Annotated in this window: 20 protein-coding genes; 3 read left to right on the plus strand and 17 right to left on the minus strand. The window is 50.3% G+C overall.

Features of this window, described 5'->3' with window-relative positions:
• Nucleotides 1-9: 9 nt before the first annotated feature.
• The 12 genes from NSQ73_RS16110 to NSQ73_RS16165 form a co-directional block, all read right to left on the minus strand.
• Nucleotides 10-2,361, minus strand: a complete 2,352-nt coding sequence (locus NSQ73_RS16110; RefSeq protein ID WP_340987259.1) for an ABC transporter permease — start codon at nt 2,359-2,361, stop codon at nt 10-12.
• A 137-nt stretch (nt 2,362-2,498) separates the two neighbouring features.
• Nucleotides 2,499-4,070, minus strand: coding sequence for an ABC-F family ATP-binding cassette domain-containing protein (locus tag NSQ73_RS16115; protein ID WP_340987260.1), 1,572 nt, complete (start codon nt 4,068-4,070; stop codon nt 2,499-2,501).
• Nucleotides 4,071-4,200: 130 nt separating this feature from the next.
• Nucleotides 4,201-5,373: an alanyl-tRNA editing protein gene (locus tag NSQ73_RS16120; RefSeq protein ID WP_340987261.1), complete on the minus strand. Its 1,173-nt coding sequence runs from the start codon at nt 5,371-5,373 to the stop codon at nt 4,201-4,203.
• A complete protein-coding gene (locus NSQ73_RS16125; RefSeq protein WP_340987262.1) occupies nt 5,366-5,812 on the minus strand; it encodes a GNAT family N-acetyltransferase in 447 nt (148 codons plus the stop codon). The genes NSQ73_RS16120 and NSQ73_RS16125 overlap by 8 nt, the downstream gene beginning before the upstream one ends.
• 23 nt (nt 5,813-5,835) lie before the next feature.
• The gene (locus tag NSQ73_RS16130; protein WP_340987263.1) at nt 5,836-6,600 is read right to left on the minus strand and encodes a TSUP family transporter; all 765 of its coding nucleotides are present in this window, start codon (nt 6,598-6,600) and stop codon (nt 5,836-5,838) included.
• Between the two features lie 122 nt (nt 6,601-6,722).
• Nucleotides 6,723-7,157: an NUDIX hydrolase gene (locus NSQ73_RS16135; RefSeq protein WP_340987264.1), complete on the minus strand. Its 435-nt coding sequence runs from the start codon at nt 7,155-7,157 to the stop codon at nt 6,723-6,725.
• A gap of 190 nt (nt 7,158-7,347) precedes the next feature.
• The gene (locus NSQ73_RS16140; protein WP_340987265.1) at nt 7,348-7,527 is read right to left on the minus strand and encodes a hypothetical protein; all 180 of its coding nucleotides are present in this window, start codon (nt 7,525-7,527) and stop codon (nt 7,348-7,350) included.
• Between the two features lie 141 nt (nt 7,528-7,668).
• A complete protein-coding gene (locus NSQ73_RS16145; RefSeq protein WP_039291545.1) occupies nt 7,669-8,388 on the minus strand; it encodes a YebC/PmpR family DNA-binding transcriptional regulator in 720 nt (239 codons plus the stop codon).
• Nucleotides 8,389-8,482: 94 nt separating this feature from the next.
• On the minus strand, nt 8,483-10,036 hold the full coding sequence (gene lysS / locus NSQ73_RS16150; RefSeq protein WP_340987266.1) for a lysine--tRNA ligase: 1,554 nt from the start codon (nt 10,034-10,036) through the stop codon (nt 8,483-8,485).
• Between the two features lie 852 nt (nt 10,037-10,888).
• The gene (locus tag NSQ73_RS16155; protein WP_340987268.1) at nt 10,889-12,004 is read right to left on the minus strand and encodes a 5-methyltetrahydropteroyltriglutamate--homocysteine S-methyltransferase; all 1,116 of its coding nucleotides are present in this window, start codon (nt 12,002-12,004) and stop codon (nt 10,889-10,891) included.
• Nucleotides 12,005-12,019: 15 nt separating this feature from the next.
• Nucleotides 12,020-12,952 (minus strand): LysR family transcriptional regulator, encoded by a 933-nt coding sequence (locus NSQ73_RS16160; protein WP_039291538.1) that lies wholly within the window; start codon nt 12,950-12,952, stop codon nt 12,020-12,022.
• A gap of 118 nt (nt 12,953-13,070) precedes the next feature.
• On the minus strand, nt 13,071-14,192 hold the full coding sequence (locus NSQ73_RS16165) for a phosphodiester glycosidase family protein (RefSeq protein ID WP_340987269.1): 1,122 nt from the start codon (nt 14,190-14,192) through the stop codon (nt 13,071-13,073).
• Between the two features lie 175 nt (nt 14,193-14,367).
• Here NSQ73_RS16165 and NSQ73_RS16170 point away from each other — a divergent pair, with 175 nt between their 5' ends.
• Together NSQ73_RS16170 and NSQ73_RS16175 are read left to right on the plus strand one after the other, a co-directional pair.
• Nucleotides 14,368-15,318 carry a helix-turn-helix transcriptional regulator gene (locus NSQ73_RS16170; RefSeq protein WP_340987270.1) on the plus strand — a complete coding sequence of 317 codons (951 nt, stop codon included), beginning with the start codon at nt 14,368-14,370 and terminating at the stop codon, nt 15,316-15,318.
• Nucleotides 15,319-15,449: 131 nt separating this feature from the next.
• Nucleotides 15,450-15,818, plus strand: coding sequence for a VOC family protein (locus NSQ73_RS16175; RefSeq protein ID WP_340987271.1), 369 nt, complete (start codon nt 15,450-15,452; stop codon nt 15,816-15,818).
• A gap of 207 nt (nt 15,819-16,025) precedes the next feature.
• Here NSQ73_RS16175 and NSQ73_RS16180 read toward each other — a convergent pair whose 3' ends face one another.
• Nucleotides 16,026-16,595, minus strand: a complete 570-nt coding sequence (locus NSQ73_RS16180; RefSeq protein WP_340987272.1) for a dihydrofolate reductase family protein — start codon at nt 16,593-16,595, stop codon at nt 16,026-16,028.
• Between the two features lie 73 nt (nt 16,596-16,668).
• Complete coding sequence (locus NSQ73_RS16185) at nt 16,669-17,118, minus strand: MerR family transcriptional regulator (protein ID WP_340945903.1); 450 nt, start codon at nt 17,116-17,118, stop codon at nt 16,669-16,671.
• A gap of 168 nt (nt 17,119-17,286) precedes the next feature.
• Here NSQ73_RS16185 and NSQ73_RS16190 point away from each other — a divergent pair, with 168 nt between their 5' ends.
• Nucleotides 17,287-18,138, plus strand: a complete 852-nt coding sequence (locus NSQ73_RS16190; protein WP_340987274.1) for an aldo/keto reductase — start codon at nt 17,287-17,289, stop codon at nt 18,136-18,138.
• Nucleotides 18,139-18,261: 123 nt separating this feature from the next.
• On the opposite strand, the gene NSQ73_RS16195 is transcribed toward NSQ73_RS16190, so the two are convergent.
• The 3 genes from NSQ73_RS16195 to NSQ73_RS16205 all read right to left on the minus strand — a co-directional run bounded on the left by NSQ73_RS16195 (nt 18,262) and on the right by NSQ73_RS16205 (nt 22,457).
• Complete coding sequence (locus NSQ73_RS16195; protein ID WP_340987275.1) at nt 18,262-19,728, minus strand: TPM domain-containing protein; 1,467 nt, start codon at nt 19,726-19,728, stop codon at nt 18,262-18,264.
• 194 nt (nt 19,729-19,922) lie between these two features.
• Entirely contained in the window at nt 19,923-21,497 is a 1,575-nt protein-coding gene (locus NSQ73_RS16200) for a TPM domain-containing protein (RefSeq protein WP_340987276.1), read from the minus strand.
• A gap of 126 nt (nt 21,498-21,623) precedes the next feature.
• On the minus strand, nt 21,624-22,457 hold the full coding sequence (locus tag NSQ73_RS16205; RefSeq protein ID WP_340989294.1) for an aldo/keto reductase: 834 nt from the start codon (nt 22,455-22,457) through the stop codon (nt 21,624-21,626).
• Nucleotides 22,458-22,482 lie beyond the last annotated feature (25 nt).

Genomic DNA, 22,482 nt, shown 5'->3' on the forward strand with positions numbered 1-22,482 from the left:
AATACTCACTCATTCTTTATTCATATTCCAGATCTGCACGCGCCTGATTTGTCCGCAGCTGGTGTATACCGCCAGCATGACGACAGCAAGCATCAGGAGCGGATAGAAGACATAGACCTGAAGCGGAATGATGACGAGGTCCAGCTTCGTCAGACCGAATATCCGGAAGATGATGCCGAGCAGACGTCCTCCAAGGGTATTCGCTGCGATCACCCCAAGGATTAATGAGGCAGCCATGATAATCAGAATGCGCAGTACCTGCCACAGCCGGATGGCTGAATTCGTGAAGCCGATGCTTTTCATGACCGCAATGCCGTGCACTTCCTTCGTAATCATCAGCCTGACGAACAGGCTCGTAATAAAGAACGTAATGATGCAGATGATCGCGGTGAGCAGAGCATTAATGCTGCGCAGCTGGCCCATGAAACCTCCAGTGATCTCTCCCAGCATCTCCATACCTGTTTTGATGTTAAGCCCGCTGAACTGACTCTGAATTCCTTTCATAATCTCCGCCTTTTGCTCCTCCGGGGCATTGATATTACCTGAGAACAGATAAGCTGATACAACCTGCGGGTTGTAATCCCGGGCAATCCAGACCCCATAACCTTCGTTAGAGATACTCTGGAACAGTCCGCTTATCATGAAAGTGCTTTGCTTGCCATCCATTTCAAACTCAATAGTATCCCCTACCTGCTTACCGTACTTCTCGGACATGATGCTCGTTATGGCAATTTCATTCTTAAGTATAGGGGCAGTGCCCTCCAGATATGGAATGGACTCATCCTGATCATTCTTCTGGGCGTTGATGCGCCGGTTATCCTGACCGTCATCTGAGATATATTTGATCAGGAGCGCATAGTTGGCCGTGAGGGAGACATCGAAGCCTTTATCGCGGAAGCTCTGGCTGAGTATCGCCTTTTCCCGCTGGATCTCATCCACAGACTTCTCAGTCATTTCCGTTTTGGTATAGAAATCCGCCCCCACTGTGCCGAAATACTCCAAAAACTTAGGGGTAACGATCGTATTGGTCAGATTAACCGGGATGAGGATGATCGCTGTACTCAGGACAAGAGTCAGGATGAGTGAAGTGTAGCTCTTCAACCGGTTCAGCACATCGCTCAGCGCCAGGAAGAATGCGGGGTGCAGGTAGCGGCTTTTATGTAAATGAATTCTGCGGGAAGCCTTGAAGCGTTCTCCTGTCTGGCCTTGCCGGATGGCGTCAATGGCGGAAGCCTTGTTAATCTTGCGCATACAGAGCAAACAGAACAGCAGAATGAAACCTATAATGGCTACAGTGCTGCACGCGGATATAATGATGCTGATACTTCCGCCCGGCAGAATCATATACTGCGAAGTCCTGCCGGACATCAGCCCTGTAAGCGGAAGACTGATTCCAAGTCCGATGATGCCGCCAAGCAAGGACAGCCCCATATATTTCGTTAAATAGAGCTGTTTGATCGCGTGGTTCCTGAAGCCAATCGCTTTCATGACACCGATCTCCTTGTACTCATCCTGCAATGTGGAGACAATCGTGAAACGCAGAGTAAGAAAGGCAATGAAGATCAGGAACAGGCTGATTGCAAACATCATCGCGGAGATGATCCGGTCCGTCATATAGGACATCGCAACGAGCGACTTGTCGACCTCGAAGTTAATCGGCAGATCCGCACCGGCAAATGCTCCGGACAGTTCAGTAGGCTCGATACCCGGAACAGCGTTGAAACTCCATAAATTCACGCGGGAATTCTCCGGCAGTGTCTTCTCAATTTCGTTAAAGTCTTCTGTGGAGATTATCAGACGTTTGAGGCCCAGCAGATTCGAACCCATAAATGCATCCTTGAAGTAACCGCTGACGGTAAAAGTTCTCGAAATCCCTTCCAGCTGGAAGCTGATCCGGTCTCCGGTTTGGATGCCGCTAGTCAGCATCAGGTTCGTAGGCAGTCCAATCTCCCCTTGCTGAAGGGTATAGGGCTCATTATCTGCGCCGAAAATCAGGTTCACCTGTTCCGGGATGGCGGACAGTACTAGACTTGTATTGCCGGAAAAGCTGGTACGCCCCTCTGGCATCTTGATTTGCTCCAGTGAAAGACTGATTTGTTTCTCCGTATACGCCGTCTCCACTTTCTTCTCATTCTTAACCCAGTCCTGGACCGCCCCGTTATATTCGGGAGTATCCGCCAGTGTGATATTAAGATCAGCCACTTTACTTTTGCTAATGAAGCTGGTAAGGGCGCTGGACGTCGAATACATCAGGCTGGAGCTGCTTGCTACGAGCGTTGAAGCCAGAATAATGAGTACCAATAGAACGGTGTTCATCACTTTTTTACGCCGCAGATCTTTTTTAAGTATTTTCAGGAACACGATGTTTGTTCTCCTTTCGTCAAGCTCTGTCCTGAGTATAGCGGGGCAAATATTAAATAATCCTTAAGTCGCTGCAAAAGAAGTCCGTGCACAAAAAGAGCTACGGAATGATCCATAGCTCTCTAATTACTTCTTACCTAAACGTCCTGCTCCGAGATCCCCGATTCCGGGTCAAAGGTAAGCATCTTCGTCGCTATTTTATCAATAAAGAACCGGTCATGGCTGACGGTAACTACCGCTCCGGGAAAATGAATGAGTGCCTGCTCCATCACTTGAATACTGGTCAGGTCCAGATGATTGGTAGGCTCATCCAGGATGATCACAGCAGCTCCGGAGAGAAGGCACTTAGCTAACGCTACTCTGGCCTGCTGGCCGCCGGACAGATGTCCGATCCTTTTGCTCAGATCTATTTCCGAGAATTGCAGCATAGACAGGAATTTGTTCACTTTTTTCCGCGGCGCATCGAGTCCCAGACCATACACATTAACCGCATGACTTACTGTATCTTTAGGATCAAGCTCGTCCCACATACGATTGAAATACGCGTAACTGACACCTCTCTCCCAAGTCACAACCCCGGAATCCGGCTCCTCCTGACCCGTCAACACCTTGATTAGCGTCGATTTCCCGCTTCCGTTAGGGCCGACTATGACCATCCGGTCTTCCTTTTGAATGTCGAAGCTAATGTTCTGGAAGATAGTCCGGCCATCATAGGTCTGGCCAATTCCCTTCACTTCAGCAAGCTTGTCCGGAAAACGCAAATTGCTATATATATCGGTAATCAGGACATTCACCGGATGCGGCTCCACCCGCTTTTTGATCTCCGTCAGCTTGCGCGACAAGCGGTCTTTGGGAGACTTTTTACGGCCCCGGGTATCAATGGCTTCAGACTCCATAAGCAGAAGTTCTTCCTCCCATTCAAACTGACGGTCGAGTACCTTTTTGCGCATCTTCTTTTTTTGAACATAATCGGTATAATTGCCTTCGTACTCCTGAAAATGATAATTCTCGATCTCTATGGTCCGTGTAACTACCCTGTCAATAAACTGCCGGTCATGTGAGACCAAAAGCATCGCCCCGGTGAAACGGTGCAGCCACTGCTCGAGCCATACGATTCCTTCCATATCCAAAAAGTTGGTAGGTTCATCGAGCAATACGACATCGGGCACCTCAATTAAGACCTTGGCCAGTGCCGCGCGGTTCCGCCACCCTCCTGATAACTCCTCTACAGGCTGATGCCGTGATCTCTCATCAAATCCCAGTTTAGTGAGCACCGTATTAATCTCCACCGAGACATTCCAGCCATCCAAATGATCCATCTGTTCAAAAAGCTCCGCTTGCCGTTCTAACAGGGTATTCATCTGGTTATCATCCGTTACTTGCCCAAGCTGTTCCCCGATCTGATGCAGCTCCTGTTCGATAAGCGTCACCTGCCCGAAGCACAGTTCCAGCTCCTGTTGAACAGATAAGGACCCGGATAGCTCCGAGAATTGGGAAAAGTAACTGATCTTAACCTTCGGGTCCAGCTCCACGTTCCCGGCCGTAGGCTGTTCTTGTCCCATGATCAGCTTGAATACCGTTGATTTACCTGCACCATTGCGTCCGATTAGACCTATGCGTTCACCTTTGCTTACGCGGAAATAGATATCTCTGAAGATCAATGTATCCTCATATTTCTTAGTCACGTTCTCCATACGTATTACACTCAACCCTATCGCCCCTCTGGTTCATAACATCAGAATTCATCTATCCGCACACTGAGGTGATTATAACATTAAATCCGCATTGCCGTTCTCCGAATACACCAAAGGCCGCGATCCGCGGCCTTTTTACTTGAAATTAGAGTAGTCCTTTGGCAAAATCATAAAAGGCCACGGCTGATTCCCACGCGGGGAATCCGGCCTGGGCCAGCTTATCGCTGCCTCCGCCTTTGCCCTGGTACTCCCCGAGATGGGCTTTGAAGAAGGCACCGCAGGACAGATCAGCAGCACCGCTGTGGGCGAGCACCGTTTTATTATCCGCCGCGCTCAGCAGCAGAACAGGAAGGTCGGTCAGCGCCGTAAGCTTCACAGCCAGACTCTGCAAATCCTTCAGCGTTCTGGTGTCGGAGATATGCGTAATCACCCGGCTGCCTGGTTCCATGGCGGATAATAGCTCCCGGGCCAGATAGATATCATTCTGTTCCTTAAGCGCAGCCAGTTCAGTCTGCACCAGCTTCTGCTCATGCTCCCATTTCTCTATCCGGTCGATAATTTCGTCCTTACCGGTATTGAATCTGGCTGACAGCTGCCCCAGAATACGTACATTATCATTGAATTCATCCAGTGCGCGGCTTCCGCATTTGAAGGTAATCCGGGTGTTGCCCTTCTGCTTCTCAGACCGCAGCAGCTTGATCATGCCGATGGCTCCTGTTGAAGCTACATGCGTCCCCCCGCAGGCGTTGTGTTCGACACCCTCTATCTCAACAATCCGGATATCCTCTGTCACCTTAGGCAGCTTCACAAGCGGCAGCCTGGCCATTTCTTCTGCTGTTACGAAGTAGCTGACAATGCTCCGGTTCAGGTAAATCTGCCGGTTGACCTCCTGTTCAGCCTCCGCCATCTGCGCAGCAGACAGCTCCGGCAGCCCGATGTCAATCGTGGCATAGTCACTTCCTAGATGGAAGCTAAGGGTCATGGCCTGGTACAAATCACGGAAGACCGCCGACAGCAGATGCTGTCCGCTGTGCTGCTGCATATGGTCAAATCTCCGGTTCCAGTCGATTCTGCAGTTAACCTCTGTATGCGCAGGAAGCTGCGCTACCTTATGAAGCACCTCATTATCTTCCAGCACTACATCCAGCACTGGAAGTTCACCTATGTACCCTGTATCACAAGGCTGTCCGCCCCCATGGGGATAGAAGGCTGTCTCCGCAAGCGTCACATAAATCCCGTCTTCACGTTCTAAGGTTCCGCTTATAGTTGTACTCCATTCATTCAAATAGGCCGAATCATAGTACAGCTTCTTAGTCATGGTTAGACTCCTTTCCGTTACCGTCTTCAGCGGGCGTGAAGAACCTTTCCATTACGACATAGTCCTTGCCGCCTTTGCTGAACACATCTTCTGTAGCCTGCATGCCAAACTTCTTGTAGAAGCCTGCTTTGTAGGTTCTTGCGTTGCAATAGATCCGCTGTACGCCTGCCTGCTCTGCCTCTTTCAATACGGTCTGCAGCAGTCTGCTGCCGTAGCCCAGACCCTGCTCCAGCTCCAGCGTAGCAAATTTGCGGAACTGCGCTTCCGAACCATTAATGAACAGGGATAACACTGACACCAGCTGTTCTCCCAGATACAGCCCGTAATGCACGCCCAGCTCATCCTCTGCCAGCTTGATGTAATCCGGCTCACGCTCGGGCCACATCACTTCATGCCTCAGTTTCCATGCTTCTTCTTTCTGTATGATTCTGATCTCCATCTCATCCACTCCATTATATGTACTTAATGCATCGTATCCCATATCTGCTTGCCGATCAATATAACAGTAACTGTTATGAATAGCGGGCGGATATAAGCCGCTCCTTTGCGGATGGCTATCCTGGAGCCCACAATAGCTCCGATCACCATCGGAATGCCCAGGATCAGCCCATGGGTATAGCTGACAGAGCCGAGGGCAATAAACGTAAGCAGACTCGTAATGTTGCTGGCGAAATTCAGCATTTTGGCATTGCCGGCGGCCGTAACAAATTCGAAGCCCATCATCAGAAAAGCAAAGATCAGAAAAGATCCGGTTCCCGGTCCGAAGAAGCCATCGTAGAAGCCTATGACCAGTGAAGCGGTAATCCCGATCAGCCGCGTTCTGCCATTGCTGCCGGAGAAGGTGGATACATCCCCCCAGGCTTTTTTGAACAGAGTATAGACCGTTATCACTACCAGCATCACAATGACCAGCGGCTTCAGAAACTCTGATGGCACCTGGCGGACGGTAAGTGTACCGGCCACCGCACCTATAATGGACAACGGAATCAGTGTCCGGACCAGCTTGAAATTGATTTTGCCGGAGCGCACGAAAGAGGCCGTACTGGTCAGCGAGCACATTGACCCGGCTAATTTGCTGCTGCCCAGGAGCAGAGGAAGCGGAATCCCTACAGACAGCAGTGCAGGAATTGCAATCAGTCCTCCCCCGCCTACCACAGAGTCAATTAATCCGGCCAAAAAACCGCAAAGCACCAATACTGCCACCATGCCAATCGTCCAATCTTCCATCCTGCGGAAATCCTCCTGCTATGTACTTTACATTTGTTTTCAGTAAACTTCATTCAGCATACACAATTTTGGCGGGATGCACCATAGATTTGTGAAATTGCGCTCGGCTACGGTTACTCCTGTCACGCCCATCCATGTGAAGCAAACCAGACACCGTCCCTGAACTTGCTCCAGGCCTCCTGTACAAAAGGAATGATATTCTCCGGAAGATCATCCAGCGGGAACCAGCGTAAATCATCGCATTTATCCGGCTCGGTATTGCTAATCTCACCACTCCAATGCTCCGCTCTGAAGAAGAAATCCATCCGTTCATTTCCGGAAGTCCGGATATGCATTGCGCCTAGCATATCAAGGTCGGAGGGTGCGATGACAGCTCCACATTCCTCCCGGACTTCACGGATGGCGGCGGAATGCAGCTCTTCTCCTCCATCCAGCTTGCCCGCAGGCAGACCGTATTCCCCGTCATGATGTCCTGTGTTCAAGCGCCTCAGCAGCAATATTTGCCCGTCTTTGATCAGAAATACATGGACTACACTCAACAACCGGAAAGGTTCCATTTATTAATTCCTCCTGTTTGATCAGCCAACCAATTAAAGAGAACGCTAGTTTGCATATTTACAATCGACTATAGCATACCAGGCTGTACTTTGTCAGACGGAAAGGGTACTGTCTTCTTCATTGAATGCCAAAAAGCGGTGAGGTTGTCCTCACCGCCCGTTTGGCCCCTGCTACATTAACAGGAACAAATCATTTATACGTATTCTGCTCGTTTTTCTTATAGGTCGTTTTGTCATCCCGCAGCGATTCCTTACGGATATCGCTCTTCTTCTGTTCCATCTGCTGCGCTTCCTGACTGGTGACCGGGTCTTGATCAAGTTCCTTGACGGTATTGACCAGATTCTTATCAGGTTCTGTGTAATCTTCCACTGTATTGCCTCCTCTAAGTAGTGTGCTACTCGGTTCGGTTTATTTTGGCAAAGATCGGTACAGAATATACACACAGCATGGCAGAAGTAAAAAAGCGGACAAGGCCGAAATAGGCTTGTCCGCTTAGCAAAGCAGCTTATTCTATTCTTCCGAATCTACGTTGTGGTAGACCTGCTGCACATCGTCCAGTTCTTCGAGAGCGTCAATCAGCTTCTCGAACTGCGCCTGTGCATCTTCAGGCAGGGCCACATAATTCTGTGGAAGCAGAGTCAGCTCGGCTACGGTGAATTCCGTAATGCCTGCTCCGCGGAAAGCTTCCTGTACAGCGTGGAACTGGTCGGGTTCGGCATACACGATCACTGCTTCATCCTCTTCCAGCACATCACGGACATCCAGGTCTGCTTCAATCAGCAGCTCCATCACTTCATCCGCAGTTTTGCCCTCTACACCGATTACAGCTGTCGGATCGAACATATACGTTACCGAACCGCTGACACCCATATTGCCGCCATTCTTGCTGAAGGTGGAGCGTACCAGCGGAGCTGTACGGTTAACGTTATTCGTCAGCGCATCGACCACGATCATCGAACCGCTTGGACCGAAGCCTTCATAACGCAGCTCCACGTAGTTTTCGTCGCCGCTGCCTTTTGCCTTTTCAAGTGCACGGTCGATAATCGCCTTCGGCACATTGTAAGTTTTGGCGCGTTCCAGAACCACCTTCAGTGCACGGTTGGATTCCGGATCAGGTTCACCCTTCTTAGCGACAACATAGATTTCTACACCGAACTTGGCGTAGACCTTACTTGTATTGGCATCCTTGGATGCTTTCTTTTCCTTAATATTATTCCACTTACGACCCATATCGTTACCGCTCGCTTTCCAACATTTGATTAAAAACAGTCCTGTATATTATACCTCTGTTCGATATATCCCGTAAAGGGCCGTCCGGCTCCATTCATAAATCCAGTAAAGACAGCATCCGGTCCGTCCCCGCAGCCTGAATAAGCATCGGCAGACGCGGGCCTTCATCCGCACTCAGAACTAGCTGATAGATAATGGTGAACAGCCTTTTTTGCTGAGTCCGCATCGTTTTTTTGTCCTCATGATGACAGATGGCGTAGATCTGGGTCATTCTCTGCATTTCGTCCAGCTCACAGTTTCTTAGCAGACTGCAGAGGGTGCGCAGCCATTTCAGTTCTGCCGCGTCCAGTGAATGATAATAGGCTAAGTTCGGCGAAGAATTGACCGTAATCAGCTTGTGCGGCATCCAGTTTCTGATCCAGTGCTCCGCCCGGTCCGCCGTCAGCAGCAGCTGATGCTCATCTGCCTTCTCCCCATTCTTGGTGAGAATATCCCGGAGCAGTTCCCGGTCGAAGTTGATTAATGGCAGCAGACTGGACACCTGATTGAAGCTCGGGGACGTTCCGGTAGAGCCGCTAAGCAACGATAACTCCAGCGCATCCGCAAGATCACCCGTTAATGTTCCGGCATGAACTGCAGCAGCATATCGCTCGAACTCCGCATAATTGCGCAGCACATCCTCATCCAATCCAATATGAAAAGCCGCATTCGGCTGGTATTTGGCGAACAGGAACAGGATATTCTCCGGGGCATATATGTTCAGCAGATCATCGGGTGTGTAATTATGCCCGGAAGAGCTGGACATTTTGGAGTAACTGCCTTTAATGCTGATAAATTCATAGGGCTCATACATAGGCGGTGGGTTGCCGAAGATCCGCTCCGAGATTACTGCGGCCACATTATAGCTTCCGGTTTCAGAGGAGTGATCACGTCCTCCAGGCTCAAACACCACCTGCTCCATGTTCCAGCGCATCGGCCAGTCGATTTTCCAGTGCAGCTTCAGGTTGTCAGCCTCAGGAACACATATGGTATCGGCATGACCGCACTTACAGCTGTACACCACGGTCTCTGCGCTGTCATCGAAGCTGTGAATCGTTGTCGCATCTTTTCCGCACCGTCCGCAGTATACGTTCACCGGATAAAAAGCTGCCCGCTCTTCCGCAGAGCTCTCGCCTGTTTTGAACGACATCAGAATATCGTAGATTTCTTCCCGGTGGCGCAGGGCATGCAGGATTGCCGGATTATAGCGGTGTGACTGGTATTCCCGGCTCTGATAGATGAATTCAGGCTCGATCTCAAATGCCTGCAGCGCCTGCTCAAATTCCGCCTCGAAATGTGCCGCGTACGAAGTATGGCAGCCATCCGGACAGGGAACCTGCGAATACGGCAGCCCTATGTATTGTCCGAACGCGGGGTCCACATGTTTCGGAACCTTGCGGAACCGGTCAAAGTCATCCCACGAGAAAATGAACCGTACCTCCTTCCCCGCCCGCCGCAGCGCTTTGGCTACGAACGAAGTGGTCACAATCTCGCGGAAATTTCCGATATGGACCGATCCGGACGGACTGATCCCCGATGCACATACAAAAGTCTGCCGCTCCGGATGGTTTTCTATTAACTGGCCTGCAATTTTTTCTGCCCAATGCATTGGCAAATCACCTCTACTGTTAGTATGGAGTTCATGTGGAGCCTGTTTGACTTGGCACGAAGCCCGGCCGCCCGGGAACGCAAAAAAGCTCCCGCCCTCAAGATTGTTATCTTGAGGACGAGAGCTTGAATAAGCTTCGTGGTACCACCTCTGTTCGCGGACATGTTGCCAGGCCCGCCTCTTCGGGTACGGCCATTACGCTTATACCCTATCTCTGTAACGGGAGATCCCGGCATAGCATCCTTGGGCGCCATGCCCAATTCCGTATGCAGCTCAGAGACTTTTTTCAGATCAGACGCTTCGCTGCCCCCTTTCACCACTCTGGAGCTCTCTGTGAACGCTGCCGCCTGCCTACTCTTCTCTTCATCGCTTGTGTGTATGTAAGTAATTATTTGCAAGTGTACTGCGGGAGGGAGGATTCTGTCAATAACAAAGCATTAACCGGGAACAGCCCCCCCATGGGAGATGCCGGTGTGGAAGCTGTTAGGGTACCGCCTCGCACGATAAGCAAGTGGAAAAACGTATCTTAATTTCCCCATTTCTGAAGTATTAGTGAAAGCAAGTGGATAAATGACATCTAATACTATTGGTTTTTGCTGCTCTGGGTGAAAGATGATCATTTAAGTGTTGTTTTTCCAACTGCTACCTTGACAGGGACCATTTGTTCATCAGCAAGTGGATTAAATCCAACTAATTCCGGGTCCTCATCCCGGCGCGTGGTGCTTGGCCCAAGGTGGTGGTCACCCCCCCATCCCATCAGGTCCTGGCGAAGCATATATCTTATATCTCCCCTCAAAAAAGAGAACAGGTCACTCCTTCGTACACCCCCGCTCTCTATGCAGCATATACCTTCTACACCCAAACCTCATCCGCCGTCTCAATCACCAGCCGCAGCTTGTCCCACTGCTCTTCTTCGGTCAGGATATTCCCTTCCTCGGAGGAGGCGAAGCCGCATTGGGTGCTGAGACAAAGCTGATTAATATCCACGTATTGTGATGCTTCGGCGATCCGGGCTTTGAGCTGCTCTTTGTTCTCCAGGCCGCCATGCTTGGTGGTCACCAGCCCCAGCACAACAAATTGGTTACGAATAAAGCGCAGCGGTTCGAAATCACCGGAACGTTCATTGTCATACTCCAGGAAGAACGCGTCCACTTCGGCGCCAGCGAACAGCTCTTCGGCAACTGGCCCGTACCCCCCGGCAGCAAACCAAGTCGAGCGGAGATTACCTCTGCACACATGCAGCGCAATCGTCATATCCGCAGGGCGCGCAGCGATGCTCTCATTAATCAGCCGGACATAGTCCTTCGCCAGTTGGTCGGGATCGACGCCTCTGCTGCGCAGATGCGCCCGGTGTTTGCCGCTGCAAAGTGTGCCCCACGTGGTATCATCCAGCTGCAGATACCGGCAGCCGGCATCATAGAAGGCCTGTATCGCATCCCGGTACACCCGGATGATATCTCCATACAGCGTTGCGGAATCCGAGTAGACCTCGTTTCCGTTATAATCCTGCACGAAATGAAACAGCGCCGGTGAGGGAATGGTCATTTTGGCAAGCGTGTCTCCGGCCATCTGCTGCAAACTGCTGAAATCTGCCACCATAGGATGGTCGCCGAATGCGATTTTACCGGTAATCTTGAAGCTCTCGGCCCGGTTCACCGGTTCCTTGGAGCTGCCGGCCGGCCCGAGCGTGATCTTCTGCGTCCCCTGTACCCCGAAGAAGAAATCAAGATGCCACCAGGAGCGGCGGAACTCGCCATCGGTTACGGCATGCAGCCCCAGGGATTTCTGCTGCTGGAGCAGCTTGGCAATCTCTATGTTCTCCACCTCACGCAGTTCCCCGGCGGTCATGGTACCTTGGGCATGCAGGCTGCGCGCAGCTTTGAGCTCCTCTGGCCGCAGGAAGCTTCCGACAATGTCATAGCGAAAGGGCGGTGCATTTCTTGTCGATCCGATAACTGGACTACTCATACGTCCCTCCTGCTGTTAAAGTAGGAATGATTCAAGCTCGAAATAATTATCCGACACCAGATCATTCAGAATGTTAATATACCCCGACATAATCTCGCTCGGTTTTCGGTCCTTGTGGGCAATCCAGCCGACAGAGAACACCTCTTTGCTGTCAAAAGGAATAGTGACCAGTCCTGCATCATTCAGCTCAGAGGCCATTATCCCTGTGCCTACCGTATACGAATCACTTCCGAGCAGCAGATGAGTCAGTGTGGCGCGGTCGGTAACTTTAATATTCTTCTCAATCTGTGTGAAGCTAAGCATTTCCTCCGAGAAGTGCAGTGAATTGTTATCCCCCTGCTCAAAAGTAATATAAGGAAACGCAAGAATATCATCAATAGTGATTCTCTCTTTGCCGGCCAGCACATGTCCTGCCCGAACATATACATGCGGATTCGTATTGAATAGCGGTGTAAACTTCAGGTTCCCGTCGCTGAACAGCTTGTTCATTACCTTATAGTTACTCTCATTGATATACAGAATACCAATATCGCTGCGCAGGGTACGCACATCCTCAATAATCTCATAGGTCTGCGTCTCCCGCAGGCTGAAATTGTATTCCGCTATCTTACTCTCCTTCATCAGCTTCACAAATGCGTCCGTAACAAAAGCATAGTGCTGCGTTGATACCGAAAAGTAGATCGGACTGCGTTTCTTGCCGGTATAGCGGTTCTCCATAAACTCCGTTTGTTCAATAATCTGCCGGGCATAGCCCAGAAACTCCATGCCTTCCGCCGAGATGCTGATCCCCCGGTTGTTGCGTTCGAAGATTGTAATGCCAAGCTCGCTCTCCAGCTCCTTGATAGCATTCGAGAGGCTGGGCTGTGACACAAATAGCCTTTTGGCCGCTTCGTTCATAGAGCCGCTGTTCGCAATCTCAATTGCGTAGCGGAGCTGCTGCAATGTCAAACCTGTTCCCCCTCTGATCAAGGAATTCACCTATGCTACAAATAAGAATTTAATAGTTATCCTATCACACCTTGCCGCGCCCAATCTACTAGGGATTATGTAGCGTGAAAAGCTGAAGTTATTGGGCCCGCTTCTTGCCTGCATCGATTTTGGACGGATCCAGTCCTTCCCAGATGTTCTTGATATCCGCCTGCTCGGGATTCTCAAACACCAGGAATGCCGTAGGCAGATAACGCTCCCCGTATTGTGAAGAAGGCTTGTTAAGAATCTCGTTGTCCTTCACCAGTACAGTGGATGATCCCCCGTCCAGATTGGCTGCGATCACTGCACCCTGCTTCAGCATAATCTGCTGCACATCATACAGGTTCGCCCCGATGCTGTAGCCCGGCTGCCGCCCGTCGATGACCACGAAGATCAGTGCACCGTCCGCCCGCTGGCCCATAGCCGTTCTTGGGGCGATCCCCCAGCCTTCAGCGGCATTCTTGATCTGGCCTTTGCCATTCACGATAATCCGCGGCTGAAAAGTCACCGCCTCCTGCACACCCATCTTGCTCAGCTCATCTAACGTGTAATTTCCGGCAATCATTTTGCCTTCTTTATCGAGACCCACAATCTGCGTAGACTTCTTGCCGCCAAGTCCGTTATAGTACAGCTTCCCTTGCGAGACGACCAGCCCGATCGGCTTGAAGCCATTACCTTTCCAGTTCGGATCGGCGAAGCCTCCACCGTTCACCCCGGCGATTGCCCCTGTCCGCGCCACCATACTGGATACCTTTTCCCCTGAACCGATCTTATTAGGTACACCGAGGCGAACCTTCTTCGGATCGTTAACAATCATCACATAACCTGCGTACCCGCTGCCAGTAACCTTTTCAATCTCGACCAGCGGTTTATCCTCCGGGACCACGGGCTCCGGCTCAATCACATGGGTGTCTACCTCATTGCCCATCTCCTGAAACCGCTCTGTATATTCGCTGACGCGGTTCTTAAGCTCATCTTCGCCAATAATATATTTGGCCATATACCGGTGTTGAGTCGTAATCAGTGTATCGGCGATCAGATATCGAGTGTTCTGGGCAGACGGTGCAAGGTAGAGCCAGCCTCCGGCTATAATTAGCAGGATGAGGCAGAACATAAATACTCTGAAGACTGTACGGAAAAAGCCCCTTTTCTTGCGCTTACGGGCCGGTTTTTTCTTCTTGCGGACAGTGGAACGTTGCGGTAATGATGAAGAATTCACTTCTAGATATCCTCCCTAAACAAGCCTTTTGTTGTATACTTCTATAAACTCACATATCTCATAATAGACCAATATAGAAGTTTAAAAGTTTCAGTTTGGTCAATTCTCTGTCCAGTTTGAAACCACGAAAGATATGATCAACGATTGAATTCTAAGCAAGGGAGTGCAGCTTCCATTGAATAAAACAGAGCGTCTTTTATCGATTGTGATGGAACTACAGCGAAGCAAATTGCAGACAGCTGATGAATTAGCAGAGGTCTTAGGGGTTAGTGTAAGAACGATCTATCGTGATATGCATGCTCTGAGTGAAGCGGGTGTTCCCATCATCGGTGAGACAGGATTAGGATACTCTTTGATGGAAGGCTATTTTCTTCCACCCATCAGTTTTACCACAGAAGAGGCAGTATCACTTCTTCTTGGAGCTGAATTCATAGAAAAACGTTTTGATCCGACTTATCGCAATAGTGCCCGTTCTTCCCGCAGAAAAATAGAAGCCATTCTTTCCCGGCCCATCCGTGAGGAGACAACCCGAATACAAGGGAGCATCCGGTTGCTCCAAAAGGATGAAAAGGTCGTAATGGCCCGGGAGAAAATAAACTTGGGAATCATTCGTGAAGCCATGCTGGAGGGCAAGAAAATTCGTTTCACCTATCACAAGCGGGTGGCTGAAGCTGATGGAAACCGGGTAAATGTGCGAACTGTATCGCCATACGGATTGGCACATGATGAGCAGAATGGCTGGCTGTTACTTGCTTTCTGTGACCTGAGGGAGGATATCCGCCATTTTCGGGTCTCCCGGATCAGTGACCTTACCGTGACTGAGGATACGTTTCAGACTCCCGATAACTTCAACCTTGAGTCCTACCGGCCGAAGGATACCCGCAGCATACGGGTCTGCGCCATTTTTAATTCAGACATCACAGATAGAGTTGAAGAAGCCAATAACTATTATATGGAGACTGCCGAATCCAAAGAGGACGGTTACCATGTCACCTTTCGTGTCCGCGAGCCGGAAGAATTGCTGAGTTGGATGCTTGGATGGGGGGCAGATGTAGTAGTCACTGAACCTGAATCCTTCAAAAACCGGATAAGAGAAGAAATCGAAAAAATGAAAGAACGCTACTGACATGCTGTTGGCAGTAGGGGGCTTGTATAATCAAGACATACGAATAGTGCATTGAAGATTTGCAAATGCTGATTTTGAGGCGATGGCGAGTCAGAGGATTATTCTAATAACATAAACAGGAGGACATTATTATGTCAGCAATTGGACCCGACTTCATTTCACTTCAGGTGAGCAATCTTGAAGGCTCTGCGGAATTCTATCAAAACTATCTCGGACTGGTACGCTCTCAGGCGGGACCACCTCATGCTGTGGTCTTTGATACCAAGCCTATTGCATTTGCTCTTCGTGACCTAATGCCTGGAATCGAACTCGGTGCAGGTACTCAACCTGGACTTGGTGTCGCTCTGTGGCTTCATGCCCCTGATACGCAAGACATCCACGACAAGCTTATTGCAGCAGGCGTAAAGATTACATCCGCACCAATAGACGGCCCCTTCGGGCGAACCTTCACATTTGCCGACCCGGACGGTTACCAGGTTACTCTTCACAGTAAAGGCTAATACGCAAAAGTATTCAGCTTAATAACTAGTGATAGGCTCCTCCCTCACACGGAGCCAAGGAATTATTACAACATTAAGACCGTATTCCTAAAAGTGATAGGCTCCCCATATGGTAGACAGGTGAGATCATACAACCTGTCTACAGTATGGGGAGTTTTTTCATATCGGCGAATTGTCAAGCTAAGTGTAACACTTTGTACGGCAAGGCTATTTCTCCAACTCATAGCGGGCCGCGATAATGCCCGACTTGAGCGTTCGGCTGGACAGCAGCTTGAGCCTGATTTTCTCACCGTCATCGTGGAATGCTGATTTCCCACTACCCAAAATGACCGGACAAATCGTCAGCAGGAATTCGTCTATCAGGCCGAGCTCAAGCAACGTCTTCGCCGCCCCAGGGCTGCCGAAGATAACGAGATTGTTGCCAGGCTGCTCCTTGAGTACCCTGATTTCCTCGGCGATATTATCCTTGATCAGCATCGTATTGTTCCATTCCACAATGTCCATCGAGCCGGAAATAACGATCTTCTTAACATCCTGCAGCCATTTGGCATGCTCCATATCGTGCCTCGACGCATTCGGATCGTCCAGCACCGAGGGCCAGTAGCTCTCCATCATCCGATACGTCGTGCGTCCGTATACGGGAGAGCCGACCTCGGTTACGACCTCCTCAGCGTATTTCTCTAATTCCTCGTTGTACGGAATCCAATCTAGTCCTCCATTCGAATCCGACGCATACCCGTCCAGCGACACATGCATGAACAATACGAGTTTTCTCATGTTTGCTTCTCCTCCGATTTCGAATTTTCTTCAAAGATAATACTATTGTGCAAATCTGTTCGTTCGGAGCATCTCACGCCTTCCGGACAGCGGGAGAGTAAAATACGTCAGCATGCATATGCTGAATTTCGGCCCAGTTGCGGGGATTGGTCGTATCTGGTGCACCATGCTCCAGAATGTCCTGATATAGGGCAGTTTTTTGTTCCAGATGGGCTATATGCCGTTTAGCTTCTTCAAGCTTAATGAGCGCTGCTTCTTTATGCTTCATTATGAGTTCACTGCGTTGCGGAAGGGTCGAATCTCCTTCGAGACAGAGATCAATGTATATTTTGATAACTTCAATCGGCATGCCGGATTGCTTGAGACATCTGACGCCATGCAGCCAGTTGATCGATTCTTCATCGAACAGCCGGATATTATTCTGGTTTCGCTGTACGCTGGGCACCAGCCCTTTATCGGTGTAAAAGCGTACAGCATGCTCAGTGAGTCCAGTAATCTGGGCGGCTTCTTTGACCGTATGCATGTGTGATCCTCCTTGAAAAAAATGATAAGACCGCTTGACTTCGTGTTACACGAAGGCGATAGGCTTATTGTAATGCAACTCGGATGGAAGTGGAACCCCCGCTTCAGTATCCTACTTCGGGATACATACCGTTTGCTGTTATACATCTGAATACTTGGAGGAATTATAATGCTAAACGTAACCTTAAACAATGGTGTGCAAATGCCGATCATCGGTTTTGGCGTCTACCAAATCCCGGATGCTGGAGAATGCGAGAACGCCGTATATGAAGCTCTGATGGCGGGATACCGCCTCATTGACACAGCGGCCGGTTACCTCAACGAGGAAGCGGTTGGACGCGCAATCAAGCGTAGCGGCGTGAAGCGTGAGGAGCTGTTCATCACGACCAAGCTTTGGGTTCAGGATGCCGGCTACGAGAGTGCCAAGCTGGCGTTCGCCAAATCCTTGCATAAGCTGCAGCTGGACTATCTCGATCTATACCTTATTCACCAGCCGTTCGGGGATTACTACGGCGCTTGGCGTGCGATGGAAGAATTGTACCGTGAGAACAAGATCAAGGCGATCGGTGTCAGCAACTTCCTGCCCGACCGTCTGATGGACCTCATTGTGCATAATGAAATCGTACCTGCTGTCAACCAGATCGAAACGCACCCGTTCTACCAGCAGGCCGAGAGCGCTGCTTTTATGAAGGATCAGGGCGTGCAGCACCAGTCGTGGGCACCGTTCGCTGAAGGACTGGGCAACATGTTCGGCAACGAAGTACTGGCTTCAATTGCTGAGAAACACAACAAGTCCGTCGCCCAGGTCGTGCTGCGCTGGCTTGTTCAGCGTGGTATCGTTGTGATTCCAAAATCAGTGAGAAAAGAGCGGATCGCGGAGAACTTCAATATTTTCGATTTTGAGTTGAGCGCGGAGGACATCGGACAAATTACCGCCCTCGATACGCGGGACAGCCTTTTCTTATCCTATCACGATCCGAAGTTCGTCAAGATGCTGGGCACCTTGAGAGTCGATCTGTAAACCTTGATCAAACCGTAAGCTCGTCACATCTATATCTTTATCTATGAAAAAGGGACAGGGCGGTCACACGGCCACTGTCCTTTTTTACAATACTTTATTTGCATAGTCTACAGCTCCAGCCTATCACCGGTGTCTGCCTACACCGCCTCCGCCGCTTGCACTGCCGCCTCCGCCGGAATTATTATCGTCATCGTCATCATAGGAAGAATAACGCCCCGCTCCACCACCATTGGTAGAACCGCCGTCCCCCTCATTTTCATCCTCGTAAGAGGAATAGCGCCCTACTCCGCCTCCGCTTGATGAACCGCCGCCTCCCTCATTGCTACCCCAGAAGCTGCTCTGCGAACTGCTGTGATTCAAGGCTTCGTTACGATGCCGCTCATGCCGGCGGTGCCGCCGCTGCCTCATAGTAGAACCTGAGCCGAACCTGGTAACTAGACGGTTCATATTCTGCTGGTTGAACGGATTAAGCTGTGATCCGAAACGGGCAATTAAACGGTTGCGGCCGGATGCAGCAAAACTGAATAGAGCAATGATTATCAGATACACTCCCATAATCTTTAATCCTGTAGATGCGCTGACGGGTTTCGGTTTGTCGTTAATATGCGATTTCACAGGTGATTGGGTTGCTGCTGCAGCGGTTGATTTGGTGCCCGCCGCAGCCTCCTGGCTGGCATCTGCTCTGGCCAGGAAGAAGCTGTAGAAGGCATTCGCCGTGGCGGTTGCCCCTCCGGCGTAATCTTTTGCGGCAAATTCGGGTTCAAGTACCGTGTCCTGTATTCCGCCAATGCGTTCATTGGTCAAGACTCCATCGATTGCCTTGCCCTGTAATACATGATAGTTATCTCCGCCGATATCGAGCACCAGCATCACATCTTTAGGCCCTGCGGCTACACCGGCGAACTTTGCGTACGTATAATCCTGCAGGCTTTTATCACCGGAATTCTTGATTGTCACTACATAGATCCCGCTTCCGGTCGTTGCCGCATAACGGTTGCTGGACTGGTTCAGATAATCCTTCGTTACCTGCTTGAAGACTCCGGCATTATCCGATACATAGTTTTTGGTGCTGACAGTTTCCGAATAGATTCCGCCAAGACTCTGAATTAACGCACCATAAGTTTTGCGCGCGCCAGCACTGTAATCCTTCTTGGCAAAATCCGGCTCCAGCGACTCCGATATAATCCGGGATAACACATTGTCGTTCAGCGTATCCTCCAGGCCTTTGCCCGGAACCGCCCAGTAATCATCATCCTGGGTGGAGAGCAGCAGCAGGACTCCGTTATTCTTAGCCGCTGAGCCGACTCCCCATGCATTGAACAGCGAGGTTGCATACTCTTCCATCGGTGTTCCGTTCGTAGTATTCACCGTCACCAGCACAACTTGAGCACCAGTCTGCTGATGCAGCTTCACGCCGTAATTGACCATATAATTCTCTGTCTTCTGATCGATTACGCCCGCGAAGTCATTCACATAAAAGGACTCCGAATGAGCGGGAACAGCTGCCTCCATCCGGCTTGGCGCCAGCGGCAGCAGAAGCAGGATCATAAGGATGACGGTAAACGCTGCTAGTATACTTTTACGATTCATTCGTACCCCTCCGCTAGTTATATCTCTTCTATACTATATCGGTTACGCACATTATGGTATATAGTTCCATTCCGGTTGTACTTATGTATGAAGCAAAAAAATGGCAGGCCAGCCCGCAAAAGGGGAGGCGCTGCCGTTGTATTTGTGCTGTCTCTAGTCAGACTATTACAGATATAAGAATTGAAAAGAACAGATTACCGGTGTCTGCCTACACCACCGCCGCCACTTGCGTTGCCGCCTCCGCCGGAATTGCCGCCCCCAGAAGAACCAGAGGAGTGGCGGCCCACTCCGCTGCTGCTGGAAGATCCCGAGGAATGACGGCCTGAGCCGCCTCCGCTTGACGAGCCTCCGCCTCCATGATTCGTTTCTCTACTGGAGGAGGAAGAGCGGCCCGAGCCCCCGCCATTTGTTGAACCTCCGCCTCCCGAATTACTGCCCCAGAAGCTGCTCCGTGATTCATTACGGGACGATGAGCTGCGGGGTTGAGGCCGCTGGTTATAGCTTCTTTGGCTATGGCTTCTTTGGGTATAGCTCCTACGCCTGATGCCATAATCCGGCTGCCCCGTCCAAACACCATAGCGCTGTATATTGCCGGGGTGATGCGGGTTAAATCCGATTCCGTACCGGGCAATATTCCGGTTGCGGCGCGAGGCGGATACGCTGAAGCCCAACACCAATATTAGAAAACAAAGAATAATAGCACTCCCGTCTAAATGGTCAACCGGATCTTTGTCTAGCGGATCATAGCCGGAGGCTGGATACGTACGCACCTGCACTTTCGAAGGGTTGTCCGCTGCCGGCAACGTGTTTACCTCCGCAGACTCAGCGCTTTGAACTGCAGACTGTTGGCTATGATCCGCTCTGGCCAGGAAAAAGTTGTAGAAGGCATTCGCCGTAGCGGTTGCCCCGCCGGCGTAATCTTTTGCCGCAAATTTCGGTTCAAGCGCAGTATCCAGAATCCCGCCGATCATATCATTAGTCAACAGATTGTCGATATCCTTACCCTGAAGGACATGATAATTATCTCCGCCGATATCCAGCACCAGCATTACATCTCTAGGTCCAGCTGCTACGCCGGCGAACTTCGCATACGTATAATCCTGCAGGCTTGTATCACCGGAATTCTTGACAGTCACTACATAGATCCCGCTGCCTGTCGTTGCCGCATAGCGGTTGCTGGACTGGTTGAGATAATCCTTCGTTACCTGCTTGAAGACTCCGGCATTGTCTGCGACATAGTTCTTGGAGCCGACCTGCTCCGAATAGATTCCGCCAAGCTCCTGAATTAATGAACCATAGGTTTTGCGCGCACCAGCGCTATAGTTCTTCGCCGCGAAATCCGGCTCCAGTGACTCCGAGAGAATCTGAGATAACACGTTGTCGTTCAGTGTATCCTCCAGACCTTTGCCCGGTACCGCCCAGTAATCATCATCCTGGGTGGAGAGCAGCAGCAGGACTCCGTTGTTCTTATCCGCCGAGCCGACTCCCCATGCATTGAACAGCGAAGTCGCGTAATCTTCCATCGATGTTCCGCCTGTAGAATCCACTGTTACCAGTACAACCTGTGCACCGGTCTGCTGATGCAGCTTCACGCCATAATTGACCATATAGTTCTCTGTTTTCTGATCAATGACTTCCGCGAAGTCATTCACATAAAAGGACTCCGAATGTGCCGGAACAGCCGCCTCCGTGCGGCTTGACGCCAGCGGCAGCAGTAGCAGGATCATCAGGATAGCGATAAGCGCAGTTTTTAAAGTTTTCCCATACATTAATACCCCTCCGGCTACTCATATCTCTACTATACTATATCGGTTAAGCACACAATGGGATATAGTTCCATTCCCTTTATACTTATGTCCGAATCTAGTAAATATTCAAAAGAGACTGCCCGGAGGTTACTCGTTGTTAAATCTGTCCGGATGCGATCCAAAACGCTGGTTGTTGTTCAGCGCATTAATGCGGCTGATTTCATCCTCTGACAGCTCGAAATCAAAGATATCGGCATTCGCGATAATCCGCTCTTCCTTGACCGACTTAGGAATAGTCACGATACCGTTCTGCAGATCCCAGCGCAGGATGACCTGAGGCAGCGTTTTGTTATGGCGTGCCGCAATGTCAGCAATCACCTCATTGTCCAGCAGATTGCCTTGGGCCAGCGGAGCCCACGCTTCAATCTGGATACCTTGCGCCTTGCAATACTCACGGAGCTCTAGCTGGCTAAGCAGCGGATGAAGCTCGACCTGGTTAACCATTGGCTTCACGTTAGTTTCAGTTAAAAGATCTTCCAAATGATCAATCTGGAAGTTCGAGACACCGATCGCCCGGACTTTGCCATCCGCATACAGCTTCTCAAGTGCACGCCAGGTGTCTTTATATTTGGCTCGGATCGGCCAATGCACCAGATACAGATCTACATAGTCCAATCCCAGTTTGCTGAGACTCAGGTCAAATGCCGCCAGCGTAGAATCATACCCCTGATCGTTATTCCATACCTTGGTGGTGATGAACAGCTCTTCGCGGGCAACCCCGGATTCACGGATCGCCTGGCCGACTCCCTCTTCATTACCATACACAGTTGCTGTATCAATGCTTCTGTATCCGGCCTTAATTGCTGCTTTGACAGAATCCACAACCTCTTGACCTTCCTGGACCTTGAACACTCCCAGACCAAACCAAGGCATTTCTACACCGTTAGCTAACTTCGTTGCCGATTTTAGATTCATCATTATAAGAATACCACCCATCTATATAATT

Origin of the sequence: Paenibacillus sp. FSL R10-2736 (assembly GCF_038000245.1) — a bacterium.
Taxonomy (GTDB): Bacteria; Bacillota; Bacilli; order Paenibacillales; family Paenibacillaceae; genus Paenibacillus_AQ; species Paenibacillus_AQ phytohabitans.

Excerpts from the sequence above, each read along its gene's own strand:
- NSQ73_RS16200 (WP_340987276.1), bottom strand. The coding sequence starts at position 21,497 with ATGTATGGGAAAACTTTAAAAACTGCGCTTATCGCTATCCTGATGATC.
- NSQ73_RS16190 (WP_340987274.1), top strand. The coding sequence starts at position 17,287 with ATGCTAAACGTAACCTTAAACAATGGTGTGCAAATGCCGATCATCGGT.
- NSQ73_RS16135 (WP_340987264.1), bottom strand. The coding sequence starts at position 7,157 with ATGGAACCTTTCCGGTTGTTGAGTGTAGTCCATGTATTTCTGATCAAA.
- lysS (WP_340987266.1), bottom strand. The coding sequence starts at position 10,036 with ATGCATTGGGCAGAAAAAATTGCAGGCCAGTTAATAGAAAACCATCCG.
- NSQ73_RS16155 (WP_340987268.1), bottom strand. The coding sequence starts at position 12,004 with ATGAGTAGTCCAGTTATCGGATCGACAAGAAATGCACCGCCCTTTCGC.
- NSQ73_RS16195 (WP_340987275.1), bottom strand. The coding sequence starts at position 19,728 with ATGAATCGTAAAAGTATACTAGCAGCGTTTACCGTCATCCTTATGATC.
- NSQ73_RS16130 (WP_340987263.1), bottom strand. The coding sequence starts at position 6,600 with ATGGAAGATTGGACGATTGGCATGGTGGCAGTATTGGTGCTTTGCGGT.
- NSQ73_RS16175 (WP_340987271.1), top strand. The coding sequence starts at position 15,450 with ATGTCAGCAATTGGACCCGACTTCATTTCACTTCAGGTGAGCAATCTT.
- NSQ73_RS16125 (WP_340987262.1), bottom strand. The coding sequence starts at position 5,812 with ATGGAGATCAGAATCATACAGAAAGAAGAAGCATGGAAACTGAGGCAT.
- NSQ73_RS16120 (WP_340987261.1), bottom strand. The coding sequence starts at position 5,373 with ATGACTAAGAAGCTGTACTATGATTCGGCCTATTTGAATGAATGGAGT.
- NSQ73_RS16180 (WP_340987272.1), bottom strand. The coding sequence starts at position 16,595 with ATGAGAAAACTCGTATTGTTCATGCATGTGTCGCTGGACGGGTATGCG.
- NSQ73_RS16185 (WP_340945903.1), bottom strand. The coding sequence starts at position 17,118 with ATGCATACGGTCAAAGAAGCCGCCCAGATTACTGGACTCACTGAGCAT.
- NSQ73_RS16145 (WP_039291545.1), bottom strand. The coding sequence starts at position 8,388 with ATGGGTCGTAAGTGGAATAATATTAAGGAAAAGAAAGCATCCAAGGAT.